Source organism: Ferdinandcohnia salidurans, from assembly GCF_042680725.1.
GTDB classification, from domain to species: domain Bacteria; phylum Bacillota; class Bacilli; order Bacillales; family Bacillaceae_L; genus Ferdinandcohnia; species Ferdinandcohnia salidurans.
The window spans coordinates 147239-165433 of record NZ_JBHUEK010000007.1 but is presented as its reverse complement, the minus strand read 5'-3'; the positions used below and the strand labels follow the sequence as shown (position 1 = coordinate 165433).

Annotated in this window: 17 protein-coding genes; 3 read left to right on the top strand and 14 right to left on the bottom strand. The window is 36.4% G+C overall.

Going from position 1 to position 18195, the window contains the following annotated elements; genetic code table 11:
* Positions 1–28 precede the first annotated feature (28 nt).
* Positions 29–646: a SafA/ExsA family spore coat assembly protein gene (safA, locus tag ACFSFW_RS03730; protein ID WP_388035335.1), complete on the bottom strand. Its 618-nt coding sequence runs from the start codon at positions 644–646 to the stop codon at positions 29–31.
* 172 nt (positions 647–818) lie between these two features.
* On the opposite strand from safA, the gene ACFSFW_RS03725 reads away from it, so the two are divergent.
* Entirely contained in the window at positions 819–1187 is a 369-nt protein-coding gene (locus ACFSFW_RS03725) for a YugN family protein (RefSeq protein ID WP_388035333.1), read from the top strand.
* Between the two features lie 41 nt (positions 1188–1228).
* Here ACFSFW_RS03725 and ACFSFW_RS03720 read toward each other — a convergent pair whose 3' ends face one another.
* From ACFSFW_RS03720 to cyoE, 9 genes are all read right to left on the bottom strand, one after another.
* Entirely contained in the window at positions 1229–1594 is a 366-nt protein-coding gene (locus ACFSFW_RS03720; RefSeq protein WP_388035331.1) for an Asp23/Gls24 family envelope stress response protein, read from the bottom strand.
* A gap of 99 nt (positions 1595–1693) precedes the next feature.
* Positions 1694–2203, bottom strand: a complete 510-nt coding sequence (locus ACFSFW_RS03715; RefSeq protein WP_388035328.1) for a GNAT family N-acetyltransferase — start codon at positions 2201–2203, stop codon at positions 1694–1696.
* Positions 2204–2326: 123 nt separating this feature from the next.
* On the bottom strand, positions 2327–2788 hold the full coding sequence (locus tag ACFSFW_RS03710; RefSeq protein ID WP_388035325.1) for a DUF420 domain-containing protein: 462 nt from the start codon (positions 2786–2788) through the stop codon (positions 2327–2329).
* A 37-nt stretch (positions 2789–2825) separates the two neighbouring features.
* Complete coding sequence (gene ctaG / locus ACFSFW_RS03705; RefSeq protein WP_304215813.1) at positions 2826–3725, bottom strand: cytochrome c oxidase assembly factor CtaG; 900 nt, start codon at positions 3723–3725, stop codon at positions 2826–2828.
* A 145-nt stretch (positions 3726–3870) separates the two neighbouring features.
* Positions 3871–4197 carry a cytochrome c oxidase subunit IVB gene (gene ctaF / locus ACFSFW_RS03700; RefSeq protein ID WP_388035322.1) on the bottom strand — a complete coding sequence of 109 codons (327 nt, stop codon included), beginning with the start codon at positions 4195–4197 and terminating at the stop codon, positions 3871–3873.
* 4 nt (positions 4198–4201) lie between these two features.
* Entirely contained in the window at positions 4202–4822 is a 621-nt protein-coding gene (locus ACFSFW_RS03695; protein WP_099363128.1) for a cytochrome (ubi)quinol oxidase subunit III, read from the bottom strand.
* The gene (ctaD, locus tag ACFSFW_RS03690; RefSeq protein ID WP_304215814.1) at positions 4822–6696 is read right to left on the bottom strand and encodes a cytochrome c oxidase subunit I; all 1875 of its coding nucleotides are present in this window, start codon (positions 6694–6696) and stop codon (positions 4822–4824) included. Before ctaD ends, ACFSFW_RS03695 begins: the two co-directional genes overlap by 1 nt.
* A 31-nt stretch (positions 6697–6727) precedes the next feature.
* Positions 6728–7795 carry a cytochrome c oxidase subunit II gene (gene coxB / locus ACFSFW_RS03685; RefSeq protein WP_304215816.1) on the bottom strand — a complete coding sequence of 356 codons (1068 nt, stop codon included), beginning with the start codon at positions 7793–7795 and terminating at the stop codon, positions 6728–6730.
* Between the two features lie 107 nt (positions 7796–7902).
* Positions 7903–8841, bottom strand: a complete 939-nt coding sequence (cyoE, locus tag ACFSFW_RS03680; protein ID WP_304215818.1) for a heme o synthase — start codon at positions 8839–8841, stop codon at positions 7903–7905.
* A gap of 659 nt (positions 8842–9500) precedes the next feature.
* Between cyoE and ACFSFW_RS03675 the strand changes: the two genes are divergently transcribed.
* Positions 9501–10478, top strand: coding sequence for a COX15/CtaA family protein (locus ACFSFW_RS03675; protein ID WP_304215819.1), 978 nt, complete (start codon positions 9501–9503; stop codon positions 10476–10478).
* Positions 10479–10556: 78 nt separating this feature from the next.
* On the opposite strand, the gene pyc is transcribed toward ACFSFW_RS03675, so the two are convergent.
* From pyc to ACFSFW_RS03660, 3 genes are all read right to left on the bottom strand, one after another.
* Positions 10557–13997 carry a pyruvate carboxylase gene (gene pyc / locus ACFSFW_RS03670; RefSeq protein ID WP_388035317.1) on the bottom strand — a complete coding sequence of 1147 codons (3441 nt, stop codon included), beginning with the start codon at positions 13995–13997 and terminating at the stop codon, positions 10557–10559.
* A gap of 54 nt (positions 13998–14051) precedes the next feature.
* Complete coding sequence (gene ftsW / locus ACFSFW_RS03665) at positions 14052–15269, bottom strand: putative lipid II flippase FtsW (protein WP_304215822.1); 1218 nt, start codon at positions 15267–15269, stop codon at positions 14052–14054.
* Positions 15270–15500: 231 nt separating this feature from the next.
* Positions 15501–15782 (bottom strand): Fpa/YlaN family protein, encoded by a 282-nt coding sequence (locus ACFSFW_RS03660; RefSeq protein WP_099363135.1) that lies wholly within the window; start codon positions 15780–15782, stop codon positions 15501–15503.
* A 221-nt stretch (positions 15783–16003) separates the two neighbouring features.
* Here ACFSFW_RS03660 and ACFSFW_RS03655 point away from each other — a divergent pair, with 221 nt between their 5' ends.
* Positions 16004–16495 carry a peptidyl-prolyl cis-trans isomerase gene (locus ACFSFW_RS03655; RefSeq protein ID WP_388035313.1) on the top strand — a complete coding sequence of 164 codons (492 nt, stop codon included), beginning with the start codon at positions 16004–16006 and terminating at the stop codon, positions 16493–16495.
* Positions 16496–16672: 177 nt separating this feature from the next.
* Here the strand turns inward: ACFSFW_RS03655 and ACFSFW_RS03650 are convergent, their stop codons facing one another.
* The gene (locus ACFSFW_RS03650; RefSeq protein ID WP_304215825.1) at positions 16673–18001 is read right to left on the bottom strand and encodes a PhoH family protein; all 1329 of its coding nucleotides are present in this window, start codon (positions 17999–18001) and stop codon (positions 16673–16675) included.
* Positions 18002–18195 lie beyond the last annotated feature (194 nt).

Here is an 18195-nt window from a genome sequence, read left to right as displayed (position 1 = left end):
TCCTTTTTAAAAACTTACTTTATTAATCTTATTTACCGATAAACATTTGGGTCCAATAATGTCTTTTTGAACCACCTTCTGCATACCCTACACCAATATGCGTAACATCGCTTTTAAGAATATTTGCTCGATGTCCAGGGCTGTTCATCCACGCGTTCACAACTTCTTGAGGTGTTCTTTGTCCAGCGGCAATATTTTCAGCTGCTGTTCGATAAGAAATCCCAAAGTTTCGCATCATCGTAAATGGTGAGCCATATGTAGGTGAAGTATGGTCAAAATAGTTTCGGTCTCTCATATCCACAGATTTATAACGTGCCACACGTGACAGCTCCCAATCAATTTTCAATGCAGGCAATCCATATTTTGCACGTTGTTGATTGGTTAAAGAGATAACCTGATTCTCAACGCTTTTGACATTTTCCAGAATTGGAATTGTTACCTTTTGACCCGGATAAATGAGGTTTGGGTTTTTAAACTGCGGGTTTGCTGAAATGATTTCGGACAAACCAACTTGATAGCGTACAGAAATCTTCCATAAAGTATCACCTGGCTGCACGGTGTATGTAGTCGTACCTTGTCCATTCGCAATCATTGGACCACTTAAAATAAAAAATAAACCCGTAAGAATTAAAAGAAATTTCTTCATCTTATCCCTCCTTTCTTTGTTAGTTTGACCAAAACTGAAGAAATTCCACATAAAATAATTTTTTATTTTTCGTGACATATTAATGTCAAACGTTGCAACTTGCATGTTTTCGTACTATTATTATACTGAGAACATATAAATCGTTGTTTGACGGTTTTTGGAGGGATATTAAATGAGATTTGAAAATACGGGGATTGAAAACGTAACAATCGAATTACCAAGACTAACTGACATAATGAGATCAGAAGGTTTTATTCTTGCAGGTCAGTGGGATTACGAGAGAATTACATACGACCGTAAGTTTGAGATTAAAGGTGATATTTACTACCTTCGTGTACAAGGTCATGCTGTTGAGGGAGTAATCGAAGAAAATGCAACTGATGCAGTCGTTAAACTACTTACACCTTTCGTTGGTAAGTACTATTACCCACATGGTGTCGAATATGGCGAAAATGAAGTTTTCCCTAAAACATTAGTAGATCAATGTGAACGCATCTTAGCAAAAGTAAAAGAAAATATTGAAGCGGTTGTAAACGCATAAGCTTGCAATGTAAAAAGGAACAGTCGTAACTGTTCCTTTTTTTACGTTGATGGTAGTGGTTGTTTATTCGTAAGACCTTCCACTTTAATTGTAAGACTAGATAAGCTAATCCCGGTCATACTTTTTATTTCATGTAAAATCGCTGCTTGCAGGAGTTCACATGTCTTTTTTATTTCTAAGCCGTATTCGATAGCGATTTTTACCTCAAGGGCAATCCCTTCTTCTTCATCTTCGATTACGGTAATACCATTTTTATGAAAATTCCGATTAAGAATGCCAGAGACCCCATCCTTTAATCCTGATACAATCGTAACCCCTTCAATATCTTCGGCACAAATCGACGCAATCATTGCTAATACATCATTCTTAATATAAAGCGATCCATTTTCTAATGCTTTTCTAACCACCCCAACCACACTCCTTCTCAATTTCAAGACCACCATGGTTACTCCTACCATATGCAATAAGGAATGAATTGGGCACTAGTCTAGAAAAATTATTCTTTATTAAATAACTTTACGAAGTTCCCAAGTTAAAAACTTACCATCTTTCTTTGTACATCTCATTCCTAGCTTTTCAAAAAGCTGGATTGATTGATAGTTACTATCACTACATTCCATAAGTACTTTTTTTGCGTCCGCTTGTGAAACAAGCCAATCAATTAAAGCGTCCACCGCTTCATAAGTTAAGCTCGTTTTCTGATAATCTCGATTCATTGTATACGTCAATTGGACATTACCTTTCTTATCTGGTTTGCCATGAAGATAAATATCGCCAATAATCCGTTTATCGGCATAATTAATGATTAGCCATAATCCCCAGCCATATTGATTTTTATCCTTCTCAAGCTGTTCTATATAAAACGGAAGAATACCTGTTATTAATGGAGATGGCCAATTTTGTGGAATCGTTATAGGTGATCGCTTTTCAAGTTCTTTGCGATGAAAAACTAATGACTTGGCAATATCCAAAGAACATGGAACCAATAATAAGTTTTCTGTAAAGATCTCAATCATCCTTAACACTCCCCTCTAAGAAAGATACATTATGTGCATAGAATAACAAAATAAAAAGGTGCTCTAGAATATTGTATTCTAGAACACCTTATACATATTACAAACAATCCATTCTACCATTGTTTAAAAACCTAAAATTGCTTTTAACATCGATGTTGTTTCTCCACCCTTGTAAAAGACATACAACAAGAAATAAACCGCTACACCTGTCAAGGCTGTAAAAAACCATATGATGCTTGTGATGGGTCCCAGCTTACGGTGCTTTGCAATTTTGTTTTTAAAACCAAGGTATAATGTAATCACTCCGAATATTGCACCTGTTGTTGCCAAGAATATATGAAAGATTAAAAATATCGTATAGTATATCTTAACATCGTCAGGTCCGCCAAATGAAGTATTTCCAACAAATAACGTTCTCGACATATAGATAATGAAGAAAATCAATGCAAATATAGCAGCGGTCGTCATCGCTTTTTTATGTGCATCAATTCTCTTTTGTTTAATTAGATACCAACCGATGGCAACTGTTACTGCACTTAAAACAATAAAAGTGGTGCTCACTGTAGGCAGAATCGGTAAATTCATAGTAAACCTCTCTCACATCGTTCTCTCTATATTTTTATTAATTCGTTTGGGGCTTGAGTAATTGCTCGTCGAGTATTTTTTCTTCCTCACGTTCTTTACGAACCCATTCAAAGAATACTTTCCCTAGTAAAATCGCATAAACAAACTCTTGAATAATTTTCATAATAACGCCGCCCGTACGTTGGTCTTCAAGAGGAGGCATGAAATTAAACATCTCTGGTCCAGTAAGATTTAGACTGGCTAGCATTGAGGCTGGTACACAAAGCTCTAGAGCAGTTACCCATGACCCAAGTTCTGTATATGTTGAATACATAGCTACATCTGAAAAAATAATAAGTGCACACGCAGGTGTTAATAACATACCGTCTGCAAAAATGTAACCAACTTTTTTAAGTCCACTCAATGTGTTCCACTCTTCTAATTTATTAATTAAAGGCCACCACATAAAGAAAGCAGCAATAAAAATAAAAGTCGTTGTTGCAGCATGAATGAACACATTGGTTTTTACAAAATCAAAAATAAGTGGGATATGATATAAAGAAAATGAACCATTAAATACAACTAAAGCAATTAAAGGTTTTGTAAAAAATGTAAAAAGTGGCTTAATTACTTTTAGATTTATAAAGGTTCTCCATAGCCAATTAGGCACACCCAAAATAAAAAATGTCGGTACAATTAAATATAGTGTTGCCATTTGCGTCATATGAGCAGTCATAGTCATATGGCCTAATAAATCAATCGGACTTCCTTTGCAAAAATAAAGCAGTGCCATTCCAATCACAAACAAAATCTTTGTCTTAATTGAAGTAGGTTCAGAATGAGTAAATCGATGTCTCCATGGACCAACAATCATAAAATATAGAATCAAAATGGCGATAAGTGATCCTAAAAAATAGGGACTCCACAATGCCCGAAAACCAAAGATATCGATAGACATCTCTATCTCACCTCTCTTAATAATATAAACAATGTACACATACTATTAATTATACCTTTAGGGAAATAGTCATGCAAACAAACCATTTATGAACTTTTAGTGTCTAAAAAAAGAAAGCCGGCATTATACCGACTTTCTCCTACTTTTACCACCAAATAATTGTACTGAAGCATAGAACAGTAATAGCAGCAATTAATACTCCTGAAAACATGAACATTTTTGGTGCTTCATGTCCTTTATGATTCATGTGCATGAAGTAATACAATTGTAAAATAACCTGAATCACCGCTAGAAGTATAATAAATGGTACAACGAACCAAGGTGAAAATTGTTCAGAACCAACTGCAATAAAGGCAATGATAGTAAGGAATATCATGAGAGCAAAAGAAATGACATGGTGCTTCATTTCTTCCGCACTTTTTCTTCTACGATAGGCTAAATCAACATTCGAATTATTAGTATTATTTGTCATGTGTTTATCCCACCATTCCCATTAGATATACAACAGTAAAGATGAACACCCATACTACGTCAATAAAGTGCCAGTAAAGGCTAAAGACATAAAACTTAGGTGCATTATATAAATCTAATCCACGGTTAGCGTTTCGTATCATAAGTGCAAGAGCCCAACATAGTCCAAATAGTACGTGAGCACCGTGAGTTCCAACTAATAAATAGAAAGCAGATCCAAATGCACTTCCTGTGATTGTATGACCTAAATGTACATAGTGGTTAAATTCGTAAATTTCCAATCCTAGGAAAGCTGCACCAAGAAGTACAGTTAGACCTAACCAAAGTTGCATTTTCTTAAAGTTGAAGTTCTTCATATGGTACATAGAGTACACACTTGTTAATGAACTTGTTAAAAGAATCATTGTCATCGTAAAAGCAAGTGGTATTTCAAATAAATCCTGTGACGATGGACCTGTACCATTACTCTTGTTTAATGCTAAATAAGTTGCAAAGAGGGAAGCGAATAGAACTGTTTCTCCTCCAAGGAAGAGCCAAAAACCAATAAATTTATTTTTTCCTTCAAGGGTCGCTTTCTCAGGCTCTGCAGGAAAAGTTTCAGCTGTTAATTTTTCTTCTACATGCATTATGCCTCAACCCCTTTCTTGTCATCATCATCCATTAAATCTGCTTTATGAATATGGTAGCCATGATCATCGATAATTGAGCGTAGTAGCATCGCACCAAATGTGATGATGCCTCCAATGATCATTACTGGAACTGACCAACTAACACCATCTGGATGGTGTAAGAACCCGAAAGCTGCAATAAATAGTCCTAAAGAAATGATGAAAGGTAGGATTGAACTGTTTGGCATATGAATATCTCCAAGTGGTTCTGCTGGAGTCATCTCTTTCTTGCCTTGCATTTTTTCTACCCATAAAGGATCTAATCCACGGACTAAAGGTAATTGCTTATAGTTATATTCTGGTGGTGGTGATGAAATAGCCCACTCTAGGGTACGACCATCTCCCCATGCATCAGCTGTTGCCTTCTCCCCTTTAATTGAAGTGATTACAATATTGTAAAGAAGAACAATTACACCTAATGCCATACCAATAGCACCTATTGAACTGATTAAGTTTCCAAGTTCCCAACCATGATTTGGTAAGAATGTGAATACACGACGTGGCATTCCCATTAGACCAAGGAAATGTTGGATAAAGAATGTTAAATGGAAACCAATTAAAAATAACCAGAAAGTTACTTTTCCAAGAGTATCGTTTAGCATTTTACCAAACATTTTTGGCCACCAGTAGTGAGTACCAGCGAATACGGCTAATACAACTCCACCAACAATAACATAGTGGAAGTGAGCAACTACGAAATAAGTATCATGATACTGGTAGTCTGCAGGTGCAGAACCTAACATTACACCAGTTACCCCACCCATAATGAATGATGGAATAAATGCAACTGCATATAACATCGGTGTTGTAAATTTAATTGAACCGCCCCACATTGTGAAGAGCCAGTTAAAGATTTTAATACCGGTCGGTATAGCAATTGCCATAGTAGCAACTGCGAAAATCGCGTTCGCAATCGGTCCTAGACCAGTTGTAAACATGTGATGAGCCCATACCATGAATCCTAAGAAACCAATTAATACTGTTGCGAATACCATTGAAGAGTATCCGAAAAGTCTTTTTCTAGAGAATGTTGCAAAGATCTCAGAGAAAATACCAAACGCTGGGAGAATTAAGATATAAACTTCTGGGTGACCGAAGATCCAGAATAAATGCTCCCAAATAATTGTGTTTCCACCCATTGATGGAACGAAAAACGCAGTACCAAAGATACGGTCAAACATCATTAATAACAACCCTACAGTTAATGGAGGGAATGCAAATAGTATTAATGCTGAAGCAACAAACGTAGTCCATGTAAATAATGGCATACGCATATAAGTCATACCAGGTGCTCTCATTGTGATGATAGTTGCTAGGAAGTTAATACCACCAATTAAAGTACCGATACCCGAAATTTGAAGACCAAGTACATAGAAATCAATACCATGACCTTCGGAGTGTAATGCAAGCGAAGCATAAGAAGTCCAACCTGCATCAGGTGCTCCACCCATAAACCAACTTAAGTTTAAGAATACTCCTCCAAAGAAGAATAACCAGAAACCTAACGCATTAACAAATGGGAAAGCTACGTCACGTGCACCAATCTGAAGGGGCATGACGGCATTCATAAATCCTAATAAAAGCGGCATGGCTGCCAAGAAAATCATTGTTGTACCATGCATTGTAATGATTTCATTGAAAAAACCAGCAGTTACAAAGTTATTATCTGGTACAGCAAGTTGAATACGAATAATAAGAGCTTCTATTCCTCCGAGAAGGAAGAAGAATCCACCAGCTATTAAATAAAGTTTAGCAATCTTTTTATGGTCAACGGTTGTTAAATAATCCCATAAAGTAGCGCCAAACCCTTTTTTCTGAGCTACAGTACTCACAATGTGACCTCCTTATTCTAAATTTTGTACATTAATCTTCGACACTAAGGCCCATTAGATATTCAGCTAAAGCATCTAAATCCTGGTCTGATAAACCTTTATTATCATAGGTTCCTGTCATGCTGTTACCCGGCTTAATTGATTCAGGATCCTTCAACCAGTTTTTCAAGTTTTCTTTGTTGTATTCTAATTTACCAGCAATGCTAGAACGATCACCGAAGTTAGCTAAGCTTGGTGCAGTCGGACGCTTTTCACCTGGGTTGATTGCGTGACACGCGATACAGCCGTTTGCAGTAAATAATTCTTCCCCAGCTTTTGCAACATCATTTGCAGCTACGTGTTCTACATCCTTAGCAGCAACCATTTTGTCAATCCACTGATCATATTCAGCACGTGGAACTGGTTTTACTTTAAAATCCATTAAAGCATGTGAAGGACCACAAAGTTCAGCACACTTACCATATAATAAGCCGCCAGCCTCTTCTGTACTTTCAGAGTCAAACTCTAACCAGAATTTGTTTACGTTATCTGTATTAGTGTCCAATTTCCCACCCGCAGCAGGAATCCAGAATGAGTGCTTTACATCAGCTGCAATAAGGTTAAAATAAACTTTTTCATCTGTTGGAACAACTAACTCTTGGGCAGTTACAATACCATGACCTGGGTATTCAAATTCCCACCAATATAAATTTGCAGTAACATTTATTACTACCGCATCTTCATCTTGTTCCATCGCCTTTACATCTGCTAATTTAAATGTTGCAGATACGGTTGGAATTGCAAGAACCAAAAGCAAAAGTATTGGAATAGTAGTCCAAATAATTTCTAAAGTGTGATTTCCTTCGACTTGCTTAGGAATCTTGTTTTCGTCACCTTTTTTACGTCTGAATTTTACTAAGGCAATAACGAAGATAATTGTAACTACTGCAATAACGATGACCATGATCAATGTAGCTAAGATCATTAAATCGTACTGCATTTTCGCAACTTCCCCTGCTGGGGTAAGTGCAGAAACGAATGGTTCCCCACACCCTGCTAACAGCAGCGCCATGAAACTAAACAGTGTGAACAAGCGCACTTTTGGTAGCCATTTTTTCATAGCTTAATCAAACCCCTCTTTCAATAATATTTTGCTACTATCTTTATGATAAAGATATTAAATCCTTCTACTTTATATAGAAGAATTATTTATATTTTGAAACCCACTTACACTAAAGTAACGATTATCATAGTTACAAACATGATCGTTAAATAGTTAAGCGAGTAAACAAACATCTGTTTTGCCCATTTGATATCATCTTTCTTTTTAAAACCACTAATACCGAGGACTAACCATCCGATATTTAGGAGAGTTGCAATGATTACAAATAGGCCGCCTAAAGAAAACATATAAAAAGGAAGTGGAAGCAAGCAAAGAACCCAAATCATGATTTGTCTCTTTGTCATTGCAAACCCGTGAACAACCGGCAACATCGGAACTCCTGCTGCACGGTATTCTTCAACTCGTCTCATCGCAAGAGCTAAAAAGTGAGGCGGTTGCCAGATAAACATAATAAAAAACAAGAGCCACGCAAGAACGTGTAAGTCTGGGTCAATCGCTGCCCACCCAATAAGAGGAGGTACAGCACCAGATATACTTCCGATTACGGTATTAATTGTATATCTACGTTTTGACCACATTGTATATAAAACGATATAAGAGAAAACTCCAATTAATCCAATCACTGCAGCAGTAACTGTAGTGAGAAGTAGAAATCCAGTTCCTATTAGTATGAGTATTAATCCCAATACTAAAACATGTTTAGGATTAATTCTACCGGTTACAGTTGGACGTACTTTTGTACGTTCCATCACATGGTCAATATCTCGATCATAATAATTATTCACCGCACAGGAACCAGCTATAACCAATGCAGAACCGACTAGCGCATATATAACGATATCGATTTCCTGCAAAAAGCTTTGGCCCGTAAAGAACAAGGCAAGCCATACACCCGTAAAGGCGGTTATTAGATTGGAATTGACAATCCCAATTTTTATGATTGCTAGGAAATCTTTATAGGCAGTGGTTCGATATTCCTGATCACGATTTTTTTCATTCTGTATTTTTTCATCTGCACTAAGTACAGATCTTGTCGTCGTCATCATGAAGCCTCCTTATTTTATTAACGATACTTTCAAACATTGCTAACAGCAATCTCATCAGCCTCATTCTTTTCAATTAATGTGATACCATCATTCTGCACTATCTTCAATCTTAAAAAACGCAATTATAAAAATAAAGCGTTTTCGAGATGTGAGGTATGTATAAAAAGTACAAGTTTTATGTTATCTAGTTTATTATGTTGTAGATATTATAAATTATATTAAAAAATACCCTTTCTGTATATTAAATCACATTTTTTAGTTTTTTTGTGAACATTTCGTTAATAATTTATGACTTTTTTGTGACCTTTAAATGACCGCAAAGCCGCTATTTAAACACTATTATCACTATATTAATAGTGTTAATCTTTTGTTTACAGGTACTTGTCGAAATTTAAAACAATTCCCCTATCTATTTCTAGCAAACTCCTTCATATTTTTCAACCTTTTTTACTACAATAATAAATTTTTTTCAATTTCGTGTGGGTTGTAAACAAATCGTAAATTGTGTAATATCGATAAGAGTGTTCCTTTGAAATTTATCTATTCTTTGAGTATGATATATATCGTAAAAATAAAGGTAGAATTTAGGGATATCTGCGAAGTAAAGTTAAATACTAGACCATGTTATAGTTTTATAAAAGTAAGAAGGTGATTTTTTGAGCCGTTCATTAAAATGGTTATCGGTTTTAACAACGATCGGTATGCTATTTGTATTAATCGGTGGTGCGCTTGTAACGAAAACAGAATCAGGAGCTGGTTGTGGAGATTCATGGCCTTTATGTCATGGACAGTTAATCCCTGAAGAAATAACGTTTGAATTAGTCATTGAACTAAGCCATAGGGTTGTTTCTGGAGTTGTGGGGATATTAGTATTAGCTTTATCTATTTGGGCTTGGAAAGCAATCGGTCACATCAGAGAAACGAAATTTTTAGCATTTATATCCTTCTTTTTCTTAGTTTTACAAGGACTGATTGGTGCTGCAGCAGTTATGTGGGGACAATCTGATATTGTACTGGCCCTTCATTTCGGAATTTCGCTGATTTCCTTTGCTTCGGTACTATTGTTGACGTTGCTTATTTTCGAGATTGATAAAAAGTTTGATGCCGACTCACTTGTGATTGACGAAAAGCTACGAACTCAATTTTACGCCATAACTATTTACAGCTTAGTTGTTGTATATACTGGTGCACTCGTGAGACATATCGGAGCTTCTCTTGCTTGTCCCGATTGGCCTGTGTGTACTTACAACAATATCGGCCTCCCCACTCAGATTCATGAATGGGTTCAAATGGGGCACCGAGCATTAGCCGGTATATTATTCATTTGGGTATTATCGCTTTTTATCCGCATTTACAAGCATTATAAGCACGAAAAAGTTCTCTATCGCGGCTGGATGATTGCTCTTGGTTTAGTGTCGATTCAAGTTGCTTCAGGCGCCGTCATTATTTTTTCCAGACTTAATCTATTTATTGCTCTAGCACACGCTTTATTTATTGCTTGTTTATTTGGAGTTTTTAGTTACTTTATTCTATTATCTTCAAGGAGCAAGAAAAATGAGATGGCATTGCGAACAGCGGCTGAAAATTCGAATGAAGAGTCTGTAAATGCAAATCAAACAATTCCAGTTCAATAAGTCAAAAAATCCGAGGAGGCTCTCCTCGGATTTTTTTGCATAACAAAGCCCCAAAGTAAACTTTGGGGCTTTCTATGATTATTTTGTAAGTTCAAGTAAGAGATCGCCTGTTTGAATAGCTTCACCGTTTGCAACGTGAATATCCTTCACTATTCCAGTGTAAGGTGCTTGTACAGTAGTTTCCATCTTCATGGCTTCTGTAATCATGAGATGGTCCCCTTTATTCACCTTGTCACCTTTTTCTACTAATACTTTTATCACGGTACCTGGCATAGTTGCGCCAATATGGTTTTCGTTATCGCGATCAGCTTTTAGCTTTGCAACAACTGTTGATTTAATATTTGTATCTTTAACGATTACTTCACGAGGCTGACCATTCAATTCAAAATAGATAACCCTTGTACCATCTGGTTGAGCTTGACCTACCGAAACAAGCTTAACAATTAATGTTTTTCCTTGTTCAATTTCTACTTCGATTTCTTCTCCAAGTCTCATTCCATAAAAGAAAGTAGGTGTATCTAACATTGAAATATCGCCAAATTGCTCAAACATTTTTTGATAATCCATAAATACCTTTGGATACAACGCGTAAGAGAGCATTTCTTTATTCGTTACATCGCGGTGTAAGCTATGTGTTAAAGTATCTTTTATCTCGCTAAAATTAACAGACTCTAGTAATTCTCCAGGGCGAACTGTAATTGGTTCACGTCCTTTAAGGATAATTCGTTGAAGTTCCTTAGGGAAACCACCATGCGGTTGACCTAAAAAACCTTCAAAGAGTTCGACTACTGAATCAGGGAAATCTAGTGTTTCTCCTCTTTCATAAATATCATCTTCAGTAAGATTGTTTTGAACCATGTAGAGCGCCATATCTCCAACTACTTTTGAAGAAGGGGTTACTTTCACAATGTCTCCAAACATATCATTTACACGGCGATACATTTCTTTAACCTCTTCCCATCTTGTACCGAGGCCAACTCCCTTCGCTTGTTGTTGAAGGTTACTATACTGTCCACCTGGCATTTCATGCTGATAGATTTCAGTATGTGGCGAAGTCATACCACTCTCAAAATCGTGATAATATTTACGAGCACCTTCCCAATAACGAGCAATCTCTTCATATGCTGTTACAGAAAGTTCAGGTTTTCTTTCTGTACCTTCTAATGCATATAATAATGAGTTTGCACTTGGTTGCGACGTAAGGCCTGCCATTGAACTCACTGCTACGTCAACAATATCAACACCAGCTTCAATTGCTTTTGCATACGTAAAGAGTCCATTACCACTAGTATCATGTGTGTGCAAATGAATAGGAATTGAAACTGTTTCCTTCAATGCTGAGATTAAAGTATAAGCCGCTTGTGGCTTAAGTAAGCCTGCCATATCCTTAATACCTAGCATATGTGCACCTGATTGCTCAAGCTCCTTTGCTAAGTCTTTATAATATTGTAAATCATATTTTGAACGTGTTGGATCTGTTATGTCACCTGTGTAACAAATCGCAGCTTCTGCAATTTTTCCATTGTTGCGAACAGAATCGATAGCAAGTGTCATACCTTTAACCCAGTTCAAGCTATCAAATATACGGAATACATCGATTCCTGATTCCGCTGATTCTTTTACGAATTCACGAATTAGATTATCTGGGTAGTTTTTGTAACCAACCGCATTTGATGCACGAAGCAACATTTGGAATAAAATATTTGGTGCTTGCTTGCGTAATGTTGCAAGTCGATCCCATGGCTCTTCATTTAAGAAGCGGTACGCCACATCAAATGTAGCCCCACCCCACATCTCAAGTGAGAATAATTCTGGTAATAATCTTGCAGTTGGGTCTGCAATATGCTTAATATCAGTTGTCCTAAATCTAGTTGCAAGTAGTGATTGGTGCGCATCACGGAATGTTGTATCAGTGAAGAGGACTTGTTTTTGTTCTTTTACCCAATTCACTACGCCTTCTGGGCCATGTTGATCTAGAATTTGTTTGGTTCCTGAAGGTACTGGTTCATTATGTTTTACTTTTGGTAAAAACGGCTTATCAAACACGGGCTTTCTTTTCTTTTCGACGCCAGGGAAACCGTTGACAGTTACATTTCCGATATAGGAAAGCATTTTTGTACCACGGTCCTTTGGTTTAGGAAAGATAAATAGCTCAGGTGATGAATCAATAAAGGATGTATCGTATTCTCCTGATAGGAATTTTTCATGTTTAACAACGTTTTCTAAGAACGGGATATTGGTTTTAATTCCACGGATTCTGAATTCCTTCAAGTTTCTGACCATTTTGGATGCAGCTTGTTCAAATGTTAAGGCCTGAGTAGATAACTTAACTAGTAATGAATCATAATATGGTGTAATAACTGCACCTTGGAATCCATTTCCTGCATCAAGACGAACACCAAATCCTCCACCACTTCGGTAGGCACTAATTTTACCTGTATCAGGCATAAAGTTATTTAATGGATCTTCTGTTGTAACACGGGATTGAATTGCATAGCCATGTGTTTTGATATCTTCTTGTGCCGGAATGCCAATCGCATTACTATGTATCGAATGACCTTCAGCAACTTGGATTTGTGTTTGTACAATATCAATTCCTGTAATCATTTCTGTAATTGTATGTTCAACCTGTACGCGTGGGTTTACTTCAATAAAGTAAAACTCACCATTCGCAACTAAGAATTCAACAGTTCCAGCATTCAAATACTGTACATTTTTCATTAATTTGACAGCAGCATCACAAATGTCTTGGCGTAATTTTTCTGATAACGATACACTTGGCGCTACTTCAACAACTTTTTGGTGACGTCGTTGAACAGAGCAGTCGCGTTCATATAGATGAACAATATTACCTTGACTATCACCGATAATTTGGACCTCAATGTGCTTTGGATTTTCAATGAGCTTTTCGATATATACTTCATCATTACCAAATGCAGCCTTAGCTTCTGATTTAGCACGTTCGTATGACTCTTTTAATCCAGCCTTACTACGGACAATCCGCATTCCACGTCCGCCACCACCAAGAGATGCTTTGATAATGACTGGATAACCGTGTTCTTCTCCAAATCGTACAGCCTCTTCTAAATTTTTCAAAGGGCCATCACTACCAGGAATAACTGGGATCTCCGCTTTTTCCGCTTGATGTCTAGCTTTTACCTTGTCTCCAAACATATCTAAATGAGAGGATTTTGGTCCTATGAAAATAATATTCTCTTCTTCACATCTTCTTGCAAAATCAATATTCTCAGATAAGAATCCATAACCTGGATGAATCGCATCTACATCATTTTCTTTTGCGATTTCAATAATTCCTTCAATATCCAAATATGCATCAATTGGTTTTTTTCCTTCACCAACTAAATAAGCCTCATCAGCTTTATAACGATGGTATGAGCCTGCATCTTCCTTGGAATATATTGCAACTGTACGAATATGCAACTCCGTACAAGCCCTGAATACACGTATTGCGATTTCTCCCCGATTGGCAACTAGTACCTTCTTGATGCGTTTCTCCATATAAATCCTCCTTTAAATAAGAACGTTAATTTATCATCAACATATAGATAATAGTTATCTATAAGAGACATAGTTTTTTTGATAAGTACGAGCTGGTTGATTTTGTGGTTTCTTGTCTTTTGTACTATACATAGAATGATAGTTTGTAAACATCGAAACATTGATTAGAATTCCCATAGATGCCATTAATAACAATAATGATGATCCACCATAGCTAATAAATGGCAATGTAACACCCGTGATTGGAATAAGGCCCGTCAAACCACCTAAATTGATAAAAGTTTGAATGGCAACCATGGATGATATACCGACTGCTAGTAAACTACCAAATGGGTCAGTACATTTTCTAGCAATTTGGAATCCTCGAAAAACAATATATGCTAACAATATTAATACAAATAAGACTCCAAATAAACCTAATTCTTCTGCAATAACTGCCATAATGAAATCGGTATGTGCTTCAGGAAGGTAATTAAACTTTTGAATACTTTGTCCAAGGCCAAGGCCTTTCCAACCACCAGCTCCTAAAGCAATGTAAGAGTTAACTAATTGATGTCCATCATCTTCCGCTTCCCCAAATGGGTCTAAAAATCCGACAAACCGACCAATCCTCTCTTGGGAAAAAATCTCATCTGATAGAAAGAAAATAACCGGTGATAAAAGTACAGCGGTTATGAGACCAAGCAACAATAATTTCCCTAAGCTTCTAATGCCCATCCCTGAACATACGATAACAGTTAAGGCAATTAATCCAATAATAAATGCTGTACCGTAGTCGGGCTGAATGGCAACTGTAATACAAATAAATAGAGTGAATATGATAGGTGGCATGACAGCCTTATCAAATTGATCGATATAGGATTGTTTTTTAGAATAGACTGCAGCAAGATAAATAATAACACTTAGCTTTGTAAACTCGGAGGGCTGAATTCCTCTTGCACCGACCATGATCCAGCTTTGGGCATTATTGGCTGTATGTCCAACGACAAATACCAATAAAAGCATCGCAACTGAACCTAGGACAATTAAAAGAAGAATTTTTTTTGTAGCATATAGTTTATAAGGTAAAATCATGGTTACGAAAAATGCAACTGCACCTACTAGTAAGGCCATCTTTTGTCTATCAAAAAAGAAGGATGGGTTTTCTCCAAACTTAGGAGCTGAGGCAATGACCATGCTTGCACTATAGACCATGACTAGTCCAAAAGAACATAAAAGAAAAACAGCAAGTACTAAAGTATAATCATATGATTTTAAAATTTTCTTGAGCATTGGGCATCTTCCTCTAAATACAAGGTATAATTATTTATTGTACTATATTTTTGCAATATATATTGCAAAAAACCTGCATTTTCTTTTTATCTTATAACCTATTAAAACAAAATTAAGTGAAATCCTTTAATAAAAAATACTGTAAAATGCGAAAACTGTAAACCCAAATTATAAAAAAACTCAAATTATCCTAGAGTCATGATAATTTGAGTTAATTTATCTATAAAATTCCTACTTTCGGGTAGAAGCTTCATGTAGAACGGATAATTCACGCTCAAGTTTTGAGATGAGCTCTTTACCTTCATTGCTCTCTATTAATCCCAATCTTACCGCAAAGTCTATTTCTCTGGATAATCCGAACATTTGCGTATCCAGTACTTCTTCGTATAATGGGCATTGAGGCATTGTTAAATTATCCATTTGAACTTTGATAAGTTTTAATATTTTTTCAGCATCTGCTTGTAGTAAAGACAGTGCTTTTTCACGGTGATTCACCGAAATCTCTGAAGTCAATTCATAACCCCTCCGTTTGCGAAGCGATACCTAATCCTATCTATAAATATTAACCTGTATACAGTAAAATTGCAAGAATAAATAGAAAAGACTAGTACTCTTATAAATGGAACTAATTAACAATTAGGCATTTATCAGGTTTCACTCCAATAATAAAAGTGCTGATACTTCCTATTACGTTTCAAAACCTCTATAATATTTATGAAAGGAATGATTTAACGATGATTATTATGATTGAAGGAAAGACTAAGTTTAACATTACACTTGATCCTAGTGTGTGGATTTTTGATGATCGTAGAGTAGATTTACTTACATATTTCGATTCAAATCAAAAAGTAGAAGAAGATTTAAGCGAATACACAAAGTCAGTTTCAAAGCATTGGGATAGAGAAATCCGCGAAGGTGCGATCTACCCTCCAACTCTTAAAACAGAAAAGAAATTTTTGAAAGAAAAAATATTGACCGGTACATACGGTATTCCATTTGGTGATTTTATTAAAAATGCAGAACCATTAGAAGATGCTACAACTTTAAAAATCGTACAAAAGGAACAAGAAACAACAATTGCACTTAGTGAAGCATATGATGCGATCCTTGGATTTTCAAATGTAGGTAAACCATTACGTGAAGATGGTCCTGTCCATTTTTATTTTGGTAATGGCTCAAACCGTGAAAACCCAATAAAACATATAACTCGTTTTATCATTGAATAATTTAGAAAAGTGTAAGCGCCTTGCTCAGCCCCGACTAGCGCTGGAACCCCGACGAGGAGGCTATGGCCGCCGTAGGAGGGGTGAAGCTTGCCTCGAGGGGCTAGGCGCTGAAACTAGACATGAGAATAGAGCCTGTCACTAACCCTTTAATCAGGAAACATGACAGGCTTTTATTATTTAAAGAATATCAGCAGCTAATTGGGCAAGGCCAGATCTTTCTCCCTTTACTAATCGAATATGCCCGGCTATTTTTTGGTCCTTAAACTTCTCTACCACATATGTTAACCCATTATTGTATTCATCCAAATAGGGATGGTCAATTTGTTCAGTATCACCCATAAACACGATTTTACTTTTTTCCCCTACTCTAGTGAGGATTGTTTTAACCTCATGCTTGGTTAAATTTTGAGCCTCATCAATAATGATAAACTGCTCAGGGATGCTTCTTCCTCGAATATAAGTCAAAGCCTCCACCTCAATCGAACCCATTCCAGCTAAAATGGCATCAAGTTCTCCTGGCTTTTTCGTATTAAACAAATATTCAAGATTATCATAAATTGGCTGCATCCACGGCCTCAGCTTTTCCTGCTTTTCTCCTGGTAAGAATCCGATGTCTTTACCAACTGGTACGATTGGACGAGCGACTAAAAGCTTTTTATACTTGCCCATATCCTCTGTCTGCATCAAACCAGCCGCAAGGGCCAACAAGGTTTTTCCTGTACCGGCCTTGCCTATTAAAGTCACCAATGGAATATCATCTCGTAATAACAGCTCAAACGCCATTGTTTGCTGTACATTTCTAGGTTTAATGCCCCAAATATGATCCTGTTTAAAATTAAGCTTTCTAACGACTTTGCCTGTCTTATCGACGATTCCAATAGCAGATGAGGAACCTCCAAGGGCATCTTTTAAAAGGATAAATTGATTTGGATAAAATGGGTGGTTAACTAATTCTGTAACGTGAAGCTCCCCTTTTTCATAAAAAAGGTCAAGTAGGTTACGATTTATATAAATCTCGAGGAACCCCGAGTATATATGATCAACCTCAACGACACGGTCATTCAGAAAATCTTCAGATTGTAATCCTAATGCATCTGCCTTCACACGAACCAGTGCATCTTTACTAACTAAAATGACCTGTTTCCCATTTTCTTTTTCTTGTTCTTCTAATGAGAGATTTTTGGCAACAGCCAAGATGCGATTATCATTTGTTTTTTCAACAAAGATATCTTGTAATTCATGAAAGGATCTGTGGTTTAATTCAATCCTTAAGCTACCACCCGTTTCAAGCTGTATTTTTTCGTGGAGCTTCCCTGTTTTTCGCAAGTTATCAATGAGTTTTGAAACTTGCCTTGCATTTCTACCTATTTCATCCATATAACGTTTTTTTGAGTCTACCTCTTCTAACACAACCGCTGGTATAACAACCTCATTATCTTTAAATGAATATATTGCTCTGGGATCTTGCAGTAATACATTCGTGTCTAATACATAAATTTTCCCCAAAATCACGCCTCCTACTCAAGTCGGTTTCATTTTTTGTTTTAGGAGTGAAACAGGTTATCCATCGTGTGAGAATTTTTTATTTTATTATATTAGTCAATCCTCTTTTTGTTCGTATAAGGACGACCTTTGATAAAAATATATGTCTGAATGCATAAAGATAGAAGAATAATTGAACAATAAAAAAAGAAAACACA

What these genes read in the sequence shown, in the direction of transcription:
- pyc (WP_388035317.1), bottom strand. Translation starts at nt 13,997, where the DNA reads ATGGAGAAACGCATCAAGAAGGTACTAGTTGCCAATCGGGGAGAAATC.
- cyoE (WP_304215818.1), bottom strand. Translation starts at nt 8,841, where the DNA reads ATGACGACGACAAGATCTGTACTTAGTGCAGATGAAAAAATACAGAAT.
- coxB (WP_304215816.1), bottom strand. Translation starts at nt 7,795, where the DNA reads ATGAAAAAATGGCTACCAAAAGTGCGCTTGTTCACACTGTTTAGTTTC.
- ctaG (WP_304215813.1), bottom strand. Translation starts at nt 3,725, where the DNA reads ATGTCTATCGATATCTTTGGTTTTCGGGCATTGTGGAGTCCCTATTTT.
- ACFSFW_RS03715 (WP_388035328.1), bottom strand. Translation starts at nt 2,203, where the DNA reads ATGATTGAGATCTTTACAGAAAACTTATTATTGGTTCCATGTTCTTTG.
- ctaF (WP_388035322.1), bottom strand. Translation starts at nt 4,197, where the DNA reads ATGACAAATAATACTAATAATTCGAATGTTGATTTAGCCTATCGTAGA.
- ACFSFW_RS03655 (WP_388035313.1), top strand. Translation starts at nt 16,004, where the DNA reads ATGATTATTATGATTGAAGGAAAGACTAAGTTTAACATTACACTTGAT.
- safA (WP_388035335.1), bottom strand. Translation starts at nt 646, where the DNA reads ATGAAGAAATTTCTTTTAATTCTTACGGGTTTATTTTTTATTTTAAGT.
- ACFSFW_RS03710 (WP_388035325.1), bottom strand. Translation starts at nt 2,788, where the DNA reads ATGAATTTACCGATTCTGCCTACAGTGAGCACCACTTTTATTGTTTTA.
- ACFSFW_RS03725 (WP_388035333.1), top strand. Translation starts at nt 819, where the DNA reads ATGAGATTTGAAAATACGGGGATTGAAAACGTAACAATCGAATTACCA.
- ftsW (WP_304215822.1), bottom strand. Translation starts at nt 15,269, where the DNA reads ATGCTCAAGAAAATTTTAAAATCATATGATTATACTTTAGTACTTGCT.
- ACFSFW_RS03695 (WP_099363128.1), bottom strand. Translation starts at nt 4,822, where the DNA reads ATGCATGTAGAAGAAAAATTAACAGCTGAAACTTTTCCTGCAGAGCCT.